The organism is Dactylosporangium sp. NPDC051087, from assembly GCF_055586325.1.
This window is the reverse complement of record NZ_JBVJIJ010000025.1, coordinates 172312-189130: the sequence shown is the minus strand read 5'-3', so window position 1 is coordinate 189130 and position 16819 is coordinate 172312. Positions and strand designations below refer to the sequence as shown.

The 16819-nt window shown below is 73.7% G+C and carries 14 protein-coding genes; 4 read left to right on the top strand and 10 right to left on the bottom strand.

The window, feature by feature from the left end; translation table 11 throughout:
* Positions 1–85 precede the first annotated feature (85 nt).
* Complete coding sequence (locus tag ACZ6TV_RS39965) at positions 86–1105, bottom strand: threonine aldolase family protein (protein WP_465303995.1); 1020 nt, start codon at positions 1103–1105, stop codon at positions 86–88.
* Positions 1106–1191: 86 nt separating this feature from the next.
* Entirely contained in the window at positions 1192–4329 is a 3138-nt protein-coding gene (locus tag ACZ6TV_RS39960) for a M28 family peptidase (protein ID WP_465304047.1), read from the bottom strand.
* Positions 4330–4814: 485 nt separating this feature from the next.
* On the opposite strand from ACZ6TV_RS39960, the gene ACZ6TV_RS39955 reads away from it, so the two are divergent.
* Both ACZ6TV_RS39955 and map read left to right on the top strand, forming a co-directional pair.
* Positions 4815–6851 (top strand): cell wall-binding repeat-containing protein, encoded by a 2037-nt coding sequence (locus ACZ6TV_RS39955; protein ID WP_465303993.1) that lies wholly within the window; start codon positions 4815–4817, stop codon positions 6849–6851.
* Positions 6852–6972: 121 nt separating this feature from the next.
* Entirely contained in the window at positions 6973–7758 is a 786-nt protein-coding gene (map, locus tag ACZ6TV_RS39950) for a type I methionyl aminopeptidase (protein WP_465303991.1), read from the top strand.
* 26 nt (positions 7759–7784) lie between these two features.
* On the opposite strand, the gene ACZ6TV_RS39945 is transcribed toward map, so the two are convergent.
* The 3 genes from ACZ6TV_RS39945 to ACZ6TV_RS39935 form a co-directional block, all read right to left on the bottom strand.
* Positions 7785–9026, bottom strand: a complete 1242-nt coding sequence (locus tag ACZ6TV_RS39945) for a metal-dependent hydrolase (RefSeq protein WP_465303989.1) — start codon at positions 9024–9026, stop codon at positions 7785–7787.
* 174 nt (positions 9027–9200) lie between these two features.
* Entirely contained in the window at positions 9201–9512 is a 312-nt protein-coding gene (locus ACZ6TV_RS39940; protein ID WP_465303987.1) for a Dabb family protein, read from the bottom strand.
* 9 nt (positions 9513–9521) lie between these two features.
* Complete coding sequence (locus ACZ6TV_RS39935; RefSeq protein WP_465303985.1) at positions 9522–10097, bottom strand: TetR/AcrR family transcriptional regulator; 576 nt, start codon at positions 10095–10097, stop codon at positions 9522–9524.
* Positions 10098–10156: 59 nt separating this feature from the next.
* Here ACZ6TV_RS39935 and ACZ6TV_RS39930 point away from each other — a divergent pair, with 59 nt between their 5' ends.
* Complete coding sequence (locus tag ACZ6TV_RS39930; RefSeq protein ID WP_465303983.1) at positions 10157–10555, top strand: nuclear transport factor 2 family protein; 399 nt, start codon at positions 10157–10159, stop codon at positions 10553–10555.
* A gap of 83 nt (positions 10556–10638) precedes the next feature.
* On the opposite strand, the gene ACZ6TV_RS39925 is transcribed toward ACZ6TV_RS39930, so the two are convergent.
* From ACZ6TV_RS39925 to ACZ6TV_RS39905, 5 genes are all read right to left on the bottom strand, one after another.
* A complete protein-coding gene (locus ACZ6TV_RS39925) occupies positions 10639–11094 on the bottom strand; it encodes a S26 family signal peptidase (RefSeq protein WP_465303981.1) in 456 nt (151 codons plus the stop codon).
* Positions 11091–11672 (bottom strand): ATP-binding cassette domain-containing protein, encoded by a 582-nt coding sequence (locus tag ACZ6TV_RS39920; RefSeq protein WP_465303979.1) that lies wholly within the window; start codon positions 11670–11672, stop codon positions 11091–11093. The genes ACZ6TV_RS39925 and ACZ6TV_RS39920 overlap by 4 nt, the downstream gene beginning before the upstream one ends.
* The gene (locus ACZ6TV_RS39915; RefSeq protein WP_465303977.1) at positions 11642–12976 is read right to left on the bottom strand and encodes an ATP-binding cassette domain-containing protein; all 1335 of its coding nucleotides are present in this window, start codon (positions 12974–12976) and stop codon (positions 11642–11644) included. The genes ACZ6TV_RS39920 and ACZ6TV_RS39915 overlap by 31 nt, the downstream gene beginning before the upstream one ends.
* Positions 12973–13530, bottom strand: a complete 558-nt coding sequence (locus tag ACZ6TV_RS39910; protein WP_465303975.1) for a TlpA family protein disulfide reductase — start codon at positions 13528–13530, stop codon at positions 12973–12975. Before ACZ6TV_RS39910 ends, ACZ6TV_RS39915 begins: the two co-directional genes overlap by 4 nt.
* Before the next feature lie 106 nt (positions 13531–13636).
* A complete protein-coding gene (locus ACZ6TV_RS39905; protein WP_465303973.1) occupies positions 13637–13828 on the bottom strand; it encodes a hypothetical protein in 192 nt (63 codons plus the stop codon).
* A gap of 193 nt (positions 13829–14021) precedes the next feature.
* Here ACZ6TV_RS39905 and ACZ6TV_RS39900 point away from each other — a divergent pair, with 193 nt between their 5' ends.
* Positions 14022–16811, top strand: a complete 2790-nt coding sequence (locus ACZ6TV_RS39900; RefSeq protein ID WP_465303971.1) for an AfsR/SARP family transcriptional regulator — start codon at positions 14022–14024, stop codon at positions 16809–16811.
* The last annotated feature ends 8 nt before the right edge of the window (positions 16812–16819 follow it).

Here is a 16819-nt window from a genome sequence, read left to right as displayed (position 1 = left end):
AGAGAGCGCTCTCCCCCATACCGTGTGGGATGGATCACAGAATTTCAACCTCGCCTACTGGTCGCAGCAGTAGCGCCGGCGCCGGTCAGCGGGTGAGGGCGGCGTGGACGGCCGCCGCGAACCGGTCGACGTCCTCGGCGGTGGTGTCGAACGACGTCATCCAGCGGGCCTCGCCGGTGCTCCAGTCGGAGAACGCGAACCGCTCGTGCAGGTCGGCCAGGGCCGGCTCCGGCAGCCGGGCGAAGACGGCGTTGGCCTGCACCGGGTGCCCGATCCGCAGGCCCGGCAGGTCGCGGACCCGCTCGGCGAGCCGGGTCGCCATCGCGTTGGCGTGGGTGGCGTTGCGCAGCCACAGGTCGCCTTCCAGCAGGGCGAGGAACTGCGCGGACACGTACCGCATCTTCGAGTACAGCTGCATCGAAGACTTGCGCAGGTAGTCCATGCCGTGGTTCAGCCGGGGGTTCAGCACGACCACCGCCTCGCCGAGCAGCATGCCGTTCTTGGTGCCGCCGAACGACACGACGTCCACCCCGGCGTCGGTGGTGAACGCCCGCAACGGCATCCCCAGGTGCGCGGCGGCGTTGGCGAGCCGCGCGCCGTCGACGTGCACGAGCATGTCGTGGCCGTGCGCGAACTCGGCGATCTCCGCGATCTCCGCCGGGGTGTAGACGGTGCCGAGCTCGGTGGACTGGGTGAGCGACACCGCCTGCGGCTTGGCCCGGTGCTCGTCGTCGAACCCCCGGGCCTCGCGCCCGATGTCCTCGACGGTCAGCTTGCCGTGCGGCGTCGGCAGGACCAGGAGCTTCAGCCCGCCCATCCGCTCCGGCGCGCCGCACTCGTCCACGTGGATGTGCGCGGTGTCCGCGCAGATGACCGCACCCCACCGGTCGCAGGCCGCCTGCAGCGCGACGACGTTCGCACCGGTGCCGTTGAGGACGGGGTAGCCGCGGGCCGCGGCACCGAAGTGCCCGCGGAACACGTCCTGCAGGCGTCCGGTGTACTCGTCCCGCCCGTAACTGGGCTGGTGCCCGGCGTTGGCGGCGGCGAGGGCGGCGAGGATCTCCGGATGCACGCCGGAGGTGTTGTCACTGGCGAAGGTGCTCACCCAGTCCAGTATCGGCGCCCGCCCGCGGCGCGCAGCGGTGGGTGCCCGATCGTGTGCCGGGCACCCACCGCCGTCGCGACACCGGTTCAGCAGGCTCCGGCGTCGGTCCAGACCGCCCACGAGCCGGGTGCGCCGGGTTCGGCGCCGGTGGAGTACCAGGTGCTGTTCCACACGCGGCCGTTGTGCGACACGCGGTCACCGGGGACGTAGCCGGTGGTGGAGTTCCAGGCCGGGACGCCCGAGCAGCCGCCGCCCCCGCCGGTGACCGTCAGCGTGTACGTGGCGGTGCGGTCCGCGCTCACCCCGTCACCGAGGACGGTGAGCGGGTAGGTGCCGGCCGGGGTGCCCGCCGTCGTGCTGACGGTCAGGGTGGACGTGCCGCCGGACTGCACGGACGCGGGGCTGAACACAGCCGTCGCGCCGGACGGCAGCCCGCTGACCGACAGCGCGACCGTCTGCGCCGAGCCGGACGTGACCTGGGTGCCGACCGTCGCGGTCGCCGACCCGCCCGGCGGCACCGAACCGGCGGACGGGCTCAGCGACAGGCTGAAGTCGTCGGCCGGCTGGCCACCGCCGACCGCCTGGTTCCACAAGCCGTAGGCGACGGCGTCGGCGGCCCGGTCCAGCGGCACGTCGGCGACGTTGCTGATCGTGTCGCACGAGCTGTGGTAGCAGGAGTCGTACGCCGCGCCGGCGGTGCCGCCCCACTTCGCCGCCTGGGCCGTGGTCTTGGTGGCCGAGGCGCCGGCCGCGATGCCGCTGGAGGCGATGCCGGCGTTGCGGAACGAGGCGTCGTCGGAGCGGTTCGCGCCCTCGACGTTCTCCTCGGTCTGCACGCCGATCGAGTCGTAGTACGCCTTCAGCGGCTGCGCCGCCGTGGTGGAGATGTTGTTGACGAAGTAGCCGGCGTTGCGGGAGCCGACCATGTCGAAGTTCCAGTACGCCCGGATCCGGGTCCGCTCGGCGGCCGGCAGCTGGTTGACGTAGAACGCCGACCCGCGCAGGCCCTGCTCCTCGTCGGACCACCAGGCGAACCGGACCCGCTTGGTCATCGCCGGGTTCTGCTGCGCCAGGGTGAGGGCGACCTCGAGCAGCACCGCCGAGCCCGAGCCGTTGTCGTTGATGCCCGGCCCGGCCGCGACGCCGTCGAGGTGCGCGCCGAGCATGAGGACCTGGGCGGCGTCGCCGCCGCGCCACTCCGCGATCAGGTTCACCGAGCCGGTCGTGCACGACGTGCACGTCTGCCGGGTCACGGTGTAGCCCGCCGCCTGCAGGCGGCCCTCGACGTACTGCAGCGACGCCGTGTAGCCGGGCCGGCCGGAGTAGCGGTTGCCGCCGTTGTTCGTGGCGATCGTCTGCAACTGGGTGAGGTGCGCCTTGACGTTGGTGACCCTGACGTCCGGCGGGGTGCCGGGGTTGCCGGTGCCGGTGACGGTCAGGCCGAGGGGGACCGTCCGGTCGGCGCTGACCCCGTCACCGAGGACGCTCACCGTGTACGACCCGGCCGGGGTGCTCGCCGACGTGCTGATCCGCAGGCTGGACGTGCCGCCCGCCTGGACGGTCGCCGGGGTGAACGTCGCCGTCGCGCCGGCCGGCAGGCCGCTCGCCGACAGCGTGACGCTCTGCGCGCTGCCCGACGTGACGGCGGTGCTGACGGTGACGGTGGCCGCCTGACCGGCGGTGACGCTGGTCGAGGTGGGGCTGACGGAGATCGAGAAGTCGTTGCTCCCGCCGGTCGGGCAGGCCGGCTCGCCGCTCTGCGCGTTGACGCTGACCCCGCTCCACGCGGCCTTGACCGTGGCGCACTCGGTGTTGCTGCCCGGGAACAGCTCGACGGCCGCGCGGACGGTCGCCAGCCGGGCGGCGGCGTGGTTCCACGCGGAGGTCTTGCGGTTGAGCCCGGCCATGAAGATGCGGCCGGCCTTCTGGATGCCGATGCCGGTGATGGTCGTGCTGTTGCAGGTCGGGCTGGCGGGCTTGCCGCCGCCGGGGTTGGTGCCCTCGGCGAGCAGGTAGAACCAGTGGTTCTGCGGGCCGGCCGCGGCGTGCACCTCGGTGCTGGGGATGGCGCTGGAGTAGCAGTTGGGGTTGCCGCTGATGCGGGACGGCTGGTTCATGTACCGGATCGGGCCGTTCCCCGTCAGGTTGACCTCCTCGCCGACGTCGTAGTCGGCGGGGTCGTTGGGGTTGTTGGCGTAGTGCTCGGTGAGCGCGCCGAAGATGTCCCCGGTCGACTCGTTGAGCCCGCCGTTCTCGTTGCCGCTGCCCGCGCCGCCGGGTGTGGTCTGGAAGATGGCGTGGCCGTACTCGTGCGCGACGACGTCGATCGGGGTCGCCTGCCCGGTGCCGGCGGAGTTGCGGCCGAAGTTGGTGTAGGAGCCGTTCCAGTAGGCGTTCACCTCGGCGAGTCCGACGCGGGCCGGGAAGCCGCGGCCGGCGCCGTTGATCCCGTTGCGGCCCAGCCAGTTGCCGAGCATGTCCCATTCCTGCTGTACGCCGTACATGACGTCGACGCAGGCGGTCTCCAGGTTCGTGCCCGACCCGTTGCCCCACGTGTTGCTGGTCTTCGTGTAGGCGGTGCCGTTCTGCCCGCCGCAGGACAGGCCCGGCCGGTTCGGGTCGCTCATGGTGTACGAGGTGCCGGAGCCGGACGTGTCGATGCTGACCTGGCCGTTGTAGTAGCCGTTGCCGGTGGCGGCGACGACCTCGTCCCAGGTCTCCTCGGGCAGCACGGCGCCGCTCGTGGCGTCGACGTAGACGTGCAGCCTGGCGGTCTTGCCGGCGGTGTTCCCTTCGAGCACGACCTCGTAGGCGAGGCGGCCCTTGCCGCGGGCGAGGACGACGAGCCGGGGCGGTTCGGCCGCCGTGACCTTGAGCAGCTGCGACCGGGCCTTCGCGGCCGCGGTACCGGCGTCGATCTTGGCGGTGGTGCCGGCGTCGAGGGTGGTGTCCTGGGCGCCGGTGACGCTGAGGACCTTGCCGGCGGCGTCGGTGACGACGACGAAGTCGCCGCCGCGGACGGGCAGGCCACGGTGGGTGCGCTCGTACGACACGTACCGCAGGCCGTCCTGCCGCGTGACCGTCCTGCGGTCGAAGCGGTCCTCGGCCGAGCGGTGGACCGCGGCCGGTTCGGCGCTCAGAAACTGCTCGGCGGCGACCTCCGGCGCCTTCGGCCCGGGGGCGGCGACGGGGTCCGGCGGGCGGGTGGCGGCGGCCGTCACCATGGTGGCGGCCAGCACGACCGCGACGGTGGCGGCGACGGTCGCACCACCTCGCAGCACGAGTGTGCGTCTCACTTGGGCTCCTCTTGACGGCGGGTCCGCCGCGGGCCAGGGCGGTGGCCCTCCGGCGGCGGATCCGGGATGACAGATGGGGGTTCTGCCTTGCACCAGGTCGGCCCGAGGTTCGGCGCAACAAGGTGGTTAACTGTTGTTACTCGTTCAGTAACACCAGCATTCAAGGCGACGACCGGCCGATTCGTCAAGAGACGCCGGCAAATGCCTCGGGTATCGACACCGGTGCGCGGCCGGCCGCCGGGCGGGCCGGTCACGCGATCCCGGCGGACAAATCGCGACAACTGGGGGGCAGTCCACCCGCATCGTCGTGGCGGCCGGAACACCTGGCCGACCGGGACTGCGGCGGCCCTGGCCGGACCCCTACACTGCGCGGTGATCGCCGTCCGGCGGTCTCTTCGGGGAGGAAGAACCAAGTGTCGTTCGCGCTGTCGCGCCGTGCCGCCCTCAAGGGCGCCGTCGCCGCCACCGCCGTGGCCGCCGCACCCACCGTCGTGTTCGCCACCGGCGAGGCGGCGCACGCCACCCAGCCAGGCCAGACCGGTCAGATCACGTTCCGGCGCGGCAACGAGGTGTGGATCGCCAACGCCGACGGCACCAACGCGCGGCGGCTCGTCAGCTACGCGTCGCCCGGCTCCGGCGACTGGTCACCGGACGGCAGCCGCTACCTGTTCCACGACGGGGCGCGCCCCGTGTCGATCCGCCCGGACGGCAGCGACCGGGTCGACCTCCTCGACACCACCCGGGTCTCCTCGTCGCTGAACCCGGTGTACGCCTACGGCGGCCGGTACGTCATCTTCAACTCCTACTCGAAGCTGTCGATCACGTCCTCCGGCGCCAACTGGCCCACCGGCGTCGAACTGTTCAGCGCCCCTGACGACGGGCTGTTCGACAGCAACGTCACCACCTGGGGCAACGAGGTCATCTACCAGCACTCGGCCTACGGCCAGCGCCAGGGCGCCGTCATCAACCGGCTCGACGCCGAGTACAACCCGTTCACGATCGTCGAGGACGGCTGGGCGCCGGACTTCGCCCCGGACGGCGGCCGCATCGCGTTCGTGCGCACCGCCGGCGACGCCAGCCAGATCTGGGTCGCCGACAGCGACGGCGCCAACGAGTGGCAGCTCACCACGGTGGAGAACACCGGCAGCACCTACAACTACGACCCGACCTGGACCACCGAGGGCGACGCGATCCTCTTCACCACCTACACCGGGTGGGACCCCACGGTGCGGCGGATCAACCTCGACACCAAGGACGTCGTGGACCTGGTCGTGAACGGCAGCGAGCCGAGCGTCCAGCCGGTCAACGGCCAGTACGTCAACCGCGTCTGGGGCCAGGACGCGCTGCTCACCGCCGTCGCCACCTCCCGCTGGAACTGGACGGACAAGGGTGTCGTCGACGGGGTCCGCACCCCGGCGAAGGCCGTCGTGCTGTCCCGCGACGACCAGTACTTCGACGCGCTCGGCGGATCCGCGCTCGCCGTCGTCAAGCAGGGCCCGCTGCTCATCACCCCGCCGAGCGGCCTGGCCGCCGCGACCGAGGCGGAGATCAAGCGGGTCCTCGGCAGCTCCGGCACCGTCTACCTGCTCGGCGGCACCGTCGCCCTGTCCGCGAACGTCGAGAACCGGCTCAAGAGCCTCGGGTACTCCACGATCCGGCTGTGGGGCGCGACCGAGTACGACACCGCCATCGCGGTGGCGAACGCGATCACCCCGAACCCGACCGCCGTCATCCTCGCCACGTCGTTGAAGTACTACGACGCGCTCGCCGCGGGCGCCGCGGCCGGGGCGAACCCGGACACCGTCATCGTCCTCACCAACGGCGACAATCTGCCGGCGGCGACCGCGAACTACCTCAACCAGCGCGACCCGCGCGTGGTCGACATGATCGGCGTCGGCGGGCCCGGCGTGCGGGCGCTCCTCAACGGGTACGACCGCGGCCAGCTCCCGAACTGGGAGAACATCACGGAGACGTGGTACTACTACCCGGTCTACGGCGCGACCGAGTTCGAGACGGCGATCGAGGTCGCCGAGTTCTTCTTCACCGGCCCGCGGTACGCCGCGGTCGCCACCGCCACCACCTGGTTCGACGCGCTCACCGGCGGCTCGATGATCGGCGCCAACGGCGGACCGCTGCTGCTGTCCACCCCCGGCTCGCTCAGCCCGCAGGTGCGCAAGTACCTGTCGGACAACTCCGCGTCGATCAAGTACGGTGTCCTGCTCGGCGGGTACCTCGCCCTGTCGGACAACCTGATCGCCCCGCTCGGCAACGCGATCTCACTGCCGGGCACGCACAAGTACGAGCAGTACACCGAGACGTACACGGTGCCGACCACCAAGCCGAAGTCCCTGGCGAAGTCCGCGGACGCCAAGCCGCGCGGCACCGCCACCGCGACGAAGGGCAAGATCCCCGGCATCACCGCGGGCAACCGCAAGAGCATCACCGGCTGACCCCGCACACACCGCTGCCGCGTCACCAGCTCCTGGTGGCGCGGCGGCTGCGTTTCGTCCCCCACCGCCGTGATATAAAAATACCGGTATACAAATACCGCATGCGGAGAGGGATGTTGTCGTGATCGAGCTCAAGTCCGCCGAGGAGATCGGGCGGATGGCGGTGACCGGCCAGTTCGTCGGCGAGCTGCTCGCCGAGCTGAGCGGTGTCGCCGCGGTCGGCGTCAACCTGATGGACGTCGAGCACCACGCCCGCCGCCGGATCAAGGAGCGCGGCGCCGAGTCCTGCTACTGGGACTACGCCCCCTCGTTCGGCCGGGGGCCCTTCCGCAACGTGCTCTGCCTGTCGGTCAACGACGCCGTGCTGCACGGCCTGCCACACGATTATGTCCTGCGCGACGGCGACCTGCTCAGCATCGACATGGCGGTCGGCATCGACGGCTGGGTCGCGGACTCCGCGCTGTCCTTCGTCGTCGGCACCCCGGACCCGGCGGACCTCAAGCTGATCGAGGCGACCGAGGTCGCGCTGGAGGCCGCCATCGCCGCCGCACGGCCCGGCGGGCGCCTCGGCGACGTCTCCGCCGCGATCGGCAAGGTCGCCCACTCGTATGGCTACGGCGTGAACGGCGAGTTCGGCGGGCACGGCATCGGCCGCACCATGCACGAGGCGCCGCACGTCGCCAACGACGGCCGCGCCGGTCGCGGCATCAAGCTCGACCCCGGCCTCACGATCGCCATCGAGCCCTGGCTCTGCCGCACCACCGACAAGATCAAATACGACAAGGACGGCTGGACGATCCGCTCCGCGGACGGCTCCCGCACCGCGCACTCCGAGCACACGGTCGCGATCACGCCCTCGGGGCCGCAGGTGCTGACCCGCCGCCCCACGCCCGGCGCAGCCGCCTGAAGACCGCCTGAGGACCGCCTCGTGCCTCAGGCCCCGCCGCGCAGGTCCTCCCTGGGCGGCGTCCACGGCGCCGGCAGGCGCGGGCAGTGATCGTCGCCCGGGCTGACCTCGACCTCGGCCAGACCGAGGCCCGGCTCACGGTCGAAGCGCAGGTCGCCGACGATCCAGCCGTCGCCCTCCCGCGCGGCGTAGGGCACCCGGGCGAACTGGAGCAGCGCCGCGACGGCGCAGTAGTCCGAGGCGAGACCGGCGAGCAGGGCACCGTCGAGCGCCAGCTCGCCGGCCCACGCGATCTCGCCGTCCGACGGCTGGGCGACCGGCGCGTATTTCGCGGTCGACCCGGTCCCGGACGTGGACGACGCCCCGCACCGGCCGGCCGCGATCCAGGACGGCGCGAGCGAGTGGAACGCCCGCCGGACGACGTACTGGTCCGCCGCCCGCTGCACGGCCAGCACCTCACGGCACACCGGGTTCGCCGGCATCGGGGTCAGCACCACCTCGAGGGTGCGCGCGCCCGGGAACCGGGCCGCCAGCAGCGCCTCGACGCGACTCTCGGCGGTCCGGGTGGTGACGACGAACGTCGCGGTGAGCACCAGCCAGGCGGCGACCCCCGCGGCGAGCGCGGCCCGCGCCGGCGCGAAGCGGCTGACCGCGGCGAGCCCCAGCGTCAGCACGGTCAACAGGGCCGCGAACGAGACCGGCACGAAGCCGCTGAACCAGCTGAGGCCGAGCCCGGCGACGAGGACGAGCCCGATGAGGATCCGCGCGGTCCTGCCGGGCAGGACGAACAGCAGCGCCGCCGCGGTCGCCCAGAGCAGCGGCTCGACGATGAAGACCGAGTCACCGTAGTGCCAGCTGTTGTCGAACGGCCAGAACGGGTGCACCCCGTAGTTGTTGGTGAAGTCGAGCCCGATGTGCAGCAGCGGCGCCAGCACCGACACCGCGGCGAGGAAACCGAGATCGGCGCGACCCGGCGCGATCCCCCTGAAGCGCCACCACAGCCGGACCGCCAGGAACAGCAGCAGCGACAGGCCGACCGCACCGAGGACGGTGTGGGTGTGGCCGCGGTGGTGCAGCAGGTAGTCCAGCGTGGTGCCGGCCCAGGTCGTGTAGATGACGTCGGCGTCGGGCAGGTTGCCGCCGACCGCCATGACGGTGATCGCGACACCGCGCCGCTGCCGGTCGCTGAGGTGCTGCGACGGCGGGAGCGACCGGTGGACCGCCTCACCGACCAGAACGCTGATGAGCGTGTGCGTGAGGTTGTCCATGGTCGACCATTTGACTTGTCCCACACCTTGTCTGTCCACATTGAGACAAGCCTTGCGACAACGCGGCGACGGCATGACCGCGGACCGCCAGCGGGCCGGCGCGTGGCCGACCCGATGATCGTCGTCGACCCGGTGTCCGCCGCCGGCGAGCAGGGCCGCGACCGGGGGTGGTGGTCAGGGGGTCGTGGTGGTGTCCACGTCGAAGACGCGGACCTCGGACCAGAGGGTGGCGCACTCGTTCCGGAAGCTGTCGTGGACCGGGTCGACCTGGTAGGCGTCGTGTGCCGCCTGGTCGGTGAAGGTGATGACCAGGGCGTGGGAGTAGGCGCGGTCGATGACCGGGCGGTCGGTCGTCGCGGGGGTGCCGAGGTGGCCGTCGCCGACCGTGTCGATGGTCAGCAGGCTGCGCGCGCCGGCCAGGAACTGGTCGTGTTCGGCGGGCGTGAGGTCGGGGCGCAGCGTGAAGTACACGGAGTGGATGAACACGCCGGCACGCTACCGTACGCCGTCCGCGGCGTCCTGGACCGTCAGGCCGGCGCGGAGCAGTGCGACGAGACGGCGGGCGTTGCCCGGGTCGGTGGCGAGGGCCGCGCCGCTGGCGAGGGCGAGCAGGTCGGTGGCGGTGACGTCCGGCCGGAGCGCCGGTTGGGCGCGGCGCACCAGTGCGCGGGCGGTGGCGGTGATGGCGGCGTGCCACTCCTCGAACATCGGCGTCCTGCGGCCGTCCGGGACGTCGGTGGCGGCCAGGGCGAGCGGGCGTTTGGTCGCCACGTGCGCGACGAACGCGTCGAGCCAGGTGAAGAGCGCCTCGATCGGTGAGGGGGCGGTGAGCAGCCGGTCGCCGTGCTCGCACAGCGCGGTGACCTCGCCGGCGTACAGGGCGGCGAGCAGCTCGGCGCGGGTCGGGAAGTGCCGGTAGAGCGTGGCGTTGCCGACGCCCGCCCGGCGGGCGACCTCGTCCAGGGCGACGTCGCTGCCGGACTCCGCGACGAGGTCGCGGGCGGCGGCGATCAGGCGTTCCCTGTTGCGTTGTGCGTCGGACCGGGGCCGGCGCTTGCTATCCGGGGACATCCCCGAATACGGTACAGCAGAGAAACGGGGACCACCCCACTTATGCGGGAGGGGCAGCGATGCTGAGCACCGAGGATCGGTTCGCGATCGAGGACGTCATCAACCTGCACGGGCATCTGGCCGACCGGGGCGACTTCGACGGCATGCCCGCGCTCTTCACCGAGGACGTCACCTATGACGTCACCGCCCTCGGCGGCGGTGTCCTCGCCGGGCTGGCCGGCGCGCGCGACGCCGCCCTCGAGCTCGGCGACGCCAACCCGCTCGCCCACCACGTCACGAACCTCGTCCTCGAGCAGGCGCCGGACGGCACGGTCCAGGCCATGTCGAAGTACCTCGGCGTCATGACGGACGGTTCCGTCGCCAGCGGCACGTATCTGGACACCCTCAGCCGCGGCGACGGCGGCTGGCGCATCACCCACCGCGTCGTCCGCCCCCGCCGCGTCCCCCTGCGGCCATGACCGGCCACGGCGGGGCGGCCCACGGCGCACCCGAACCGGCGGACGACCACGCTTACGGCGCGGCCAGCCGGCGCCGACCACGCTTACGGCGCGCCCAACCGGCGGACGACCACGCCGAGGAGGCGGTCGGTGGTGAAGTAGCCGGAGCGGCGGGAGTCGTGGGAGCGCGTGGGGTTGTCGCCGAGCAGCACGACCCGGCCGGCCGGCACGTGGCTGCCCGGCGCGGCGCGCAGCGCCGCCACGGTGTCGCGCGGGATCGGGTCGCCCGGCGCGGCGGCCACCCGCTTGACGATCCACGCCGGGCGGCCACTGTCCGGGACCCCCGGCGGCGGGGGTGGCGCCGACGCCTTGAACACCACGACCTGGCCGGTGCGCAGCGCCCCGGGTGCCGTCCTGCGGACCAGGAGGCGCTCGCCCGGCCGGTACGTGGGCAGCATGCTGGGCCCGTCGACGGTGACCGTCAGGTAGCGCCGGCGCAGCCACCCCACGGCGGTGAGCACGGCCAGCACGGCCACGGTGAAAGGGAGCCACGTCGTCATCCGTGCACCGCCGTGGGCTCGGCGGCCACGCCGTCGTCGCGGTATCCGGCCGCCTGGCGGGCGAAGAGCCGCGCGTAGCCGCCGTTTGCGGCGACCAGGTCGGCGTGGGTGCCCTCCTCGGCCACGACACCGTCGGCCAGCACCACGATCCGGTCGGCGTCGCGCACCGCGCCGAGCCGGTGCGACACGACCAGGCTGGTCCGCCCGGCCCGCAGGGTGCGCAGGTGGCTGTGCACCTGGTGCTCCGCCTCCGGATCGAGGCCGGCGCTCGGCTCGTCCAGGATCAGCAGGTCCCGGTCCCGCCGCAGGAACGCCCGCGCGAGCGCCACCCGCTGCCACTGGCCGCCGGACAGCAGCACACCCGTGGCCGGCTCGGGGTCGTCGCCGTCGGCCTGCCCGGCGTCGAAGGCCCGGCTGAGCATCGTGCGGTACCCACGCGGCAGCCCGGCGATCGTGTCGTGCACCCCGGCGTCCCTGGCCGCCTCGGCGACCCGGCGCGGGTCGGCGACGGCGGACAGGTCACCGACGGCGATGTTCTCGGTGGCGGTCAGCTCGTAGGACACGAAGTCCTGGAACACCGCACCGATCCTGGCCCGCAGCCGCTCCGCGGCACGTCCCGGATGTCCACGCCGTCCCAGCGGATCTCGCCGCGGGTCGGGTCGTAGAACCGGCACAGCAGCTTCACCAGGGTGCTCTTGCCGCCGCCGTTGCGCCCGACGAGGGCGACCGTCTGCCCGCACGGGATGCTCAGGTTGAGCCCGCGCAGCACCCACGGGTGGTCCGGGCTGTACCGGAACCACACGTCGCGCAGCTCGATCGCGCCGCGCAGCGCCGGCAGCGGCCGGGGCGAGGGCGGCGCCGGCAGGTCGGGCTCGGCGGTGACCACCGCGACGTAGTGGTGGAACGTCAGCAGGTGTTCGTAGGCCATCACGCCGGCCGAGACGAGCGTGCCCAGGGATGCCTGTACACCGGCCATCGCGGCCACGAACATCGACACGTCACCGACGCTGAGCCGGCCGTCGCCCGCGGCGAGCACGGCCCAGACCAGGCCGGCCCCGGCGACCGCGGCCGAGCAGCCGGCCAGCGAGCCCTGGACCAGCAGCTCCCGGCGGTCCATGCGGCGCCGGGCCGCGTCGGCGGTGCGCTGCTCGTCGAGCATCCGGCCGCGCAGGAAGCCGCCGAGGCCGAACAGCCGGATCTCCTTGGCCGCGTCCACAGTGGACAGCAGGTTGGCGTAGAACATCCCGCGCCGCTCCACCGGGCCGATCCGCCACAGCAGGCCGGCCCGCTGGCGCGACAGGCGCACCTCGATGATCAGCGCGGGGACGGCCGAGGCGAGGACGACGCCGGTGAAGGCCGGGCTGATCAGGGCCAGCGAGCCGACGAACCCGGCGACCGTCAGGCCGCTGCGGAACACGGTCAGCGCGGTGTCCACGAGCCGCCCCGGGTTGGCCGCGCTCAGCACGCCCAGCCGCAGCCGGTCCAGGAACGCCGGGCTCTCGAAGCGGGCCAGCCCCGGAAGGCCCGCCACGGCGGCGAACAGCTCGTCCTTGCCGCGCAGCGCGGCCCGCCGGTCCACCTCGGCACGCAGGTACTCCGCGGCGTGGGCGGCGACCGCCAGCGCGGCGCCCGCGGCCGCGAGGGCCAGGGCCAGGGCGAGCAGCCCAGCGGCCGGGCCGGCCCGGTCCGGCCGGGCGACCCGGTCCAGCACCTCGCGGGTGAGCCAGGCCATCGCGACCGGCGCCGCCGCGGTGACCACGGTGGCGGCGACGTAGCCCAGGACGTGGCCGCGCGCGGAGCGCCAGACCATCGCGGTGGCCCGGCCGGCGGTGCCGGCCAGGGCGCGCGGACCGGGTCCCGGGTCGGAGGCGTCGGCGGTCACGCCCGGGCGCCGACCGGCAGCCGGGACGCCGACGGGACGACCGCGGACAGCGTCGCGTCGGGCCCGAGCACGCAGAACCTCGGGTACGAGCGCACCCCGAACGCGCGGGCGACCGGCGGCTTCGCGCCTTCCAGGACCACCCGTGCCACCGGCAAGAGCTGCGCGACGAGGTCGCTCGGGTCGCTGTCGTGGGAGTTCACGACCGCCAGGATCCGCTGCCGGTCCTGGCCGCGCGCCCAGGCGAGGAACCCGGGCAGCTGCTCCTGGCAGCCCGTGCAGTCCGCGGCCAGGAACGCCACGACGGTCGACGGCGCCAGGTCGTCCCGGCCGACCGGCGCGCCGTCGGTGGTGGTGGCGAGGAAGTGGGCGACGGTGTCACCGGCGGACGGCCCGGAGTCGGCCGGGCCGGCACCGGGTGCGCTGCCGACGAGCTCGTACACGGCGTCGATCAGATCGGTGTGCTCGCGCAGCCGGCGGATCACGCCGAGGGCCAGCACCAGGTTCAGCACGCACAGGACGCCGACGAGCGTCACGACGACAATGAGGAGAGGCACGGATACCGCCTTTGCAGCTGCCGGTCGACCGGCGAACGGATGGATTGACTGGCCACGGACCGCCGGTGCCCGCGGACACCGGCGATCCGCCGTGCTCACTGCAGGATCAGCAGGCGATGTACGTGACGCAGCTGCCGCAGTGGTGCGTGCCGCCCGGGTAGTAGCAGCAGTACCGCGCCTTGTTCCGCGGGGCGCAGCACTCGTAGTCGCAGTCCGCTGCCCGGGCCACGGTGTGCGGCACGACCAGGCCGAGGAGCCGGTCGGCTACCGCGCCGGCCGCATTCTTGACCGCTCGCATGTGCACCTTCCCTTCCGTCGTTCGGATGAGTGGAGGCACCGGCCGGTGATCTCCGGCCGGGCTGCCCCACAGCATGCGACGAAGACCGAGGTCGATTCGTTAATGAATTGCTGGCGCCCTGCCGGAACGGGTGATGAGATAGACATCGCCGAGTCAGGCATTGACGCCGGACGCTGCCAACGGGGGCGGTGGCATGGAGATTCGGTTACTCGGGGCGGTGGAACTGCGGCTCGGCAACCACGTGGCGGACGCCGGGCCACCGCAGCAGCGGCACGTCCTGGCGGTGCTGGCCGCCGACGCCGGCCGACCGGTCAGCACCGAGGTCCTCATCGACCGGGTGTGGGACGAGGCCCCCGCCGGCGCCCGGCGCACCCTGCAGGTCTACCTCACCCGGCTGCGCCGGCTGCTGGCCGGCGACGGCGACGCGCCCGTGCTGCCGCGCCGCTCCGGCGGATACGTGCTGGACGTCACGCCCGACCGGATCGACCTGAACCTGTTCCGCGACCTCATCGACCGGGCCCGCGGCCGGCCCGACGGCGAGGGGGTGGCGCTGCTGCGCCGGGCGCTGAACCTGTGGACCGGGGAGCCGCTCGCCGGGCTGCCCGGGAGCTGGGCCGAGCGGATGCGCAGGGCGTGGCGCCGCCAGCACGTCGACGCCCTGGTGCGGTGGGCCGAGGCGGAGCTGCGCTGCGGCAACGCCGGCACGGTCCTCGCCCCGCTGACCGAGGCGATCGGCGAGTACCCGCTGGTCGAGCCGCTCACCGCGGTCCTGATGCGGGCCCTGCACCTGACCGGCCGCACGGTCGACGCGCTGGAGTGCTACGCCGAGCTGCGGTACCGGCTCGTCGAGGAGCTCGGCGCGGACCCGTCGCCGGAGGTGCGCGACGCGTACCGGACGATCCTGCGCAACGACGCCTCCGACGGCGGGCTGCCCCGGCGGGCCTGGCGGACGCCCGCGCAGCTCCCGGCGGACGTGCCCGGCTTCGTGTCCCGCGCCGCGGAGGTCGCCCGCCTCGACGAGCCGCTCAACGGTGCCGCGCCGGCCGCCGTACTGGTGCTGTCGGGCACGGCGGGGGTCGGCAAGACCGCGCTGGCGGTGCACTGGGCCCATCGGGTCCGCGACCGGTTCCCCGACGGGCAGATCTACCTCGACCTGCGCGGGTTCAGCGCCGGTGCGGCGCCGATGGGCGACGCCGAGGCGGTGCGGCTGTGCCTGGACGCGCTCGGCGTGCGGGCCGAGAACGTGCCGTCCGAGCCTTCGGCCGCGACCGCGCTGTACCGCACCCTGGTCGCCGGCCGGCGGATGCTGATCCTGCTCGACAACGCGCGCGACGCCGCCCAGGTCCGCCCGCTGCTGCCCGGCACGCCCGGCTGCCTGGTCGTGGTGACCAGCCGGGACCAGCTCACCGGGCTGGTGGCGGCCGAGGGTGCCCGGCCGGTGCCGGTCGCCCTGTTCTCGCCCGGGCAGGCGCGGCAGTTCCTGGCGCGGCGGCTCGGCACCGGCCGGGTGGCCGCCGAGCCCGGCGCCGCGGAGCTGATCGCCGAACGGTGCGCGCGGCTGCCGCTGGCCCTGGGGGTGCTGGCCGGCCGGGCCGCCGCCCATCCGGGCTTCCCGCTCGCCCGCTGGGCCGACGAGCTGCGGGTGAGCCGGCTCGACGTGCTCGACGCCGGCGACCCCGCCACCGACGTGCGCAACGTGCTCTCGTGGTCCTACCGGGCGCTGCACCCGCCGGTCGCCGCGCTGTTCCGGCTGCTCGCGCTGGCCCCGGGGCCCGACGTCGGCGTCGCGGCGGCGGCCAGCCTCGCCGGGCTGCCGGCCGAGCGGACCAGGTCCCTGCTGTCCGAGCTGACCCGCGCCCACCTGCTCACCGAGCACAGCCCGGGCCGGTACGTCATGCACGACCTGCTGCGCAGCTACGCGACGGAACTGGCCGGCCGCTGCGACGCCGGCACCGAGCGGGCCGCCGCGGTGGGCCGGGTCATCGACCACTACGTGCACGCCGGGCAGGCCGCCGCGCTGCGGGTGGAGCCGCACCAGCCCGCCGTGGTCGCGGACCCGCCGCCGGCCGGGGTGCTGGTCGAGCCGTGCACCGGCGAGCGGCGGGCGCTGGACTGGTTCGCCGAGCACCGGCCGGCGATGCTGGCCGCGGCCGGGCTGGCCGTCGAGGCGGGGTTCGCCCGGCGCGCGTGGCAGCTGGCCCGGGTCCTCGCCGGGCTGCTGCACAACCAGGGACGGTGGCAGGACCTCGTCGAGGTCGGGCGGCTCGCGATCGAGGCCACCGAGCGGCTCGGCGAGCACCGCGAACGCGCCTGGGCGCAACGGTTCCTCGGCTGCGCCCACGCGCACCTGCGACGGTACGACGACGCCGAGGCCGCGTACCGGGCGGCGCTGCGCGGCTACGAGCGGCTCGGCGACACGGCGGGCCGCGCGGGCGTGTACTTCGCGCTCGCCCGCCTCGCCGAGTCCCGGGGCGAGTGGGCGCTGATGCGCGAGCGCAGCGCGTGCGCGCTGCGGCTGTACACCGAGGCCGGGCACCGCCTCGGGCGCGGCCGGGCGCTGAACCTGGTCGGCTGGGTGCACGCCGGGCGGCGCGAGTGGGCGGACAGCCTCACCCACTGCCGGCGCGCCCTGGCGCTGCAGCACGAGCTGGACGACCGCAGCGGTCAGGCGGCCACCCTGGACAGCCTCGGATACGTGCACCACCACCAGGGCGAGTACGCCCGCGCGACGGAGTGCTACGAGCTGGCGCTGGCGCTGTGCCGCCGGTCCGGCGACCGGTTCAACGAGACCAAGGTGCTCACCCACCTCGGCGACACGCACCTGGCGTCCGGCCGGCCGGACGCCGCGCAGGCCGCGTGGCGGGTCGCCGGGCAGATCCTCGCCGACCTCGGCGACGCCGGCGCGGAGCAGCTGCGCGCCCGGCTCGACACCCTGCCCACGGCGCCGCACTGCGGCGCGCTGGGGCACCCGGAGCCACACTGAGCCACACT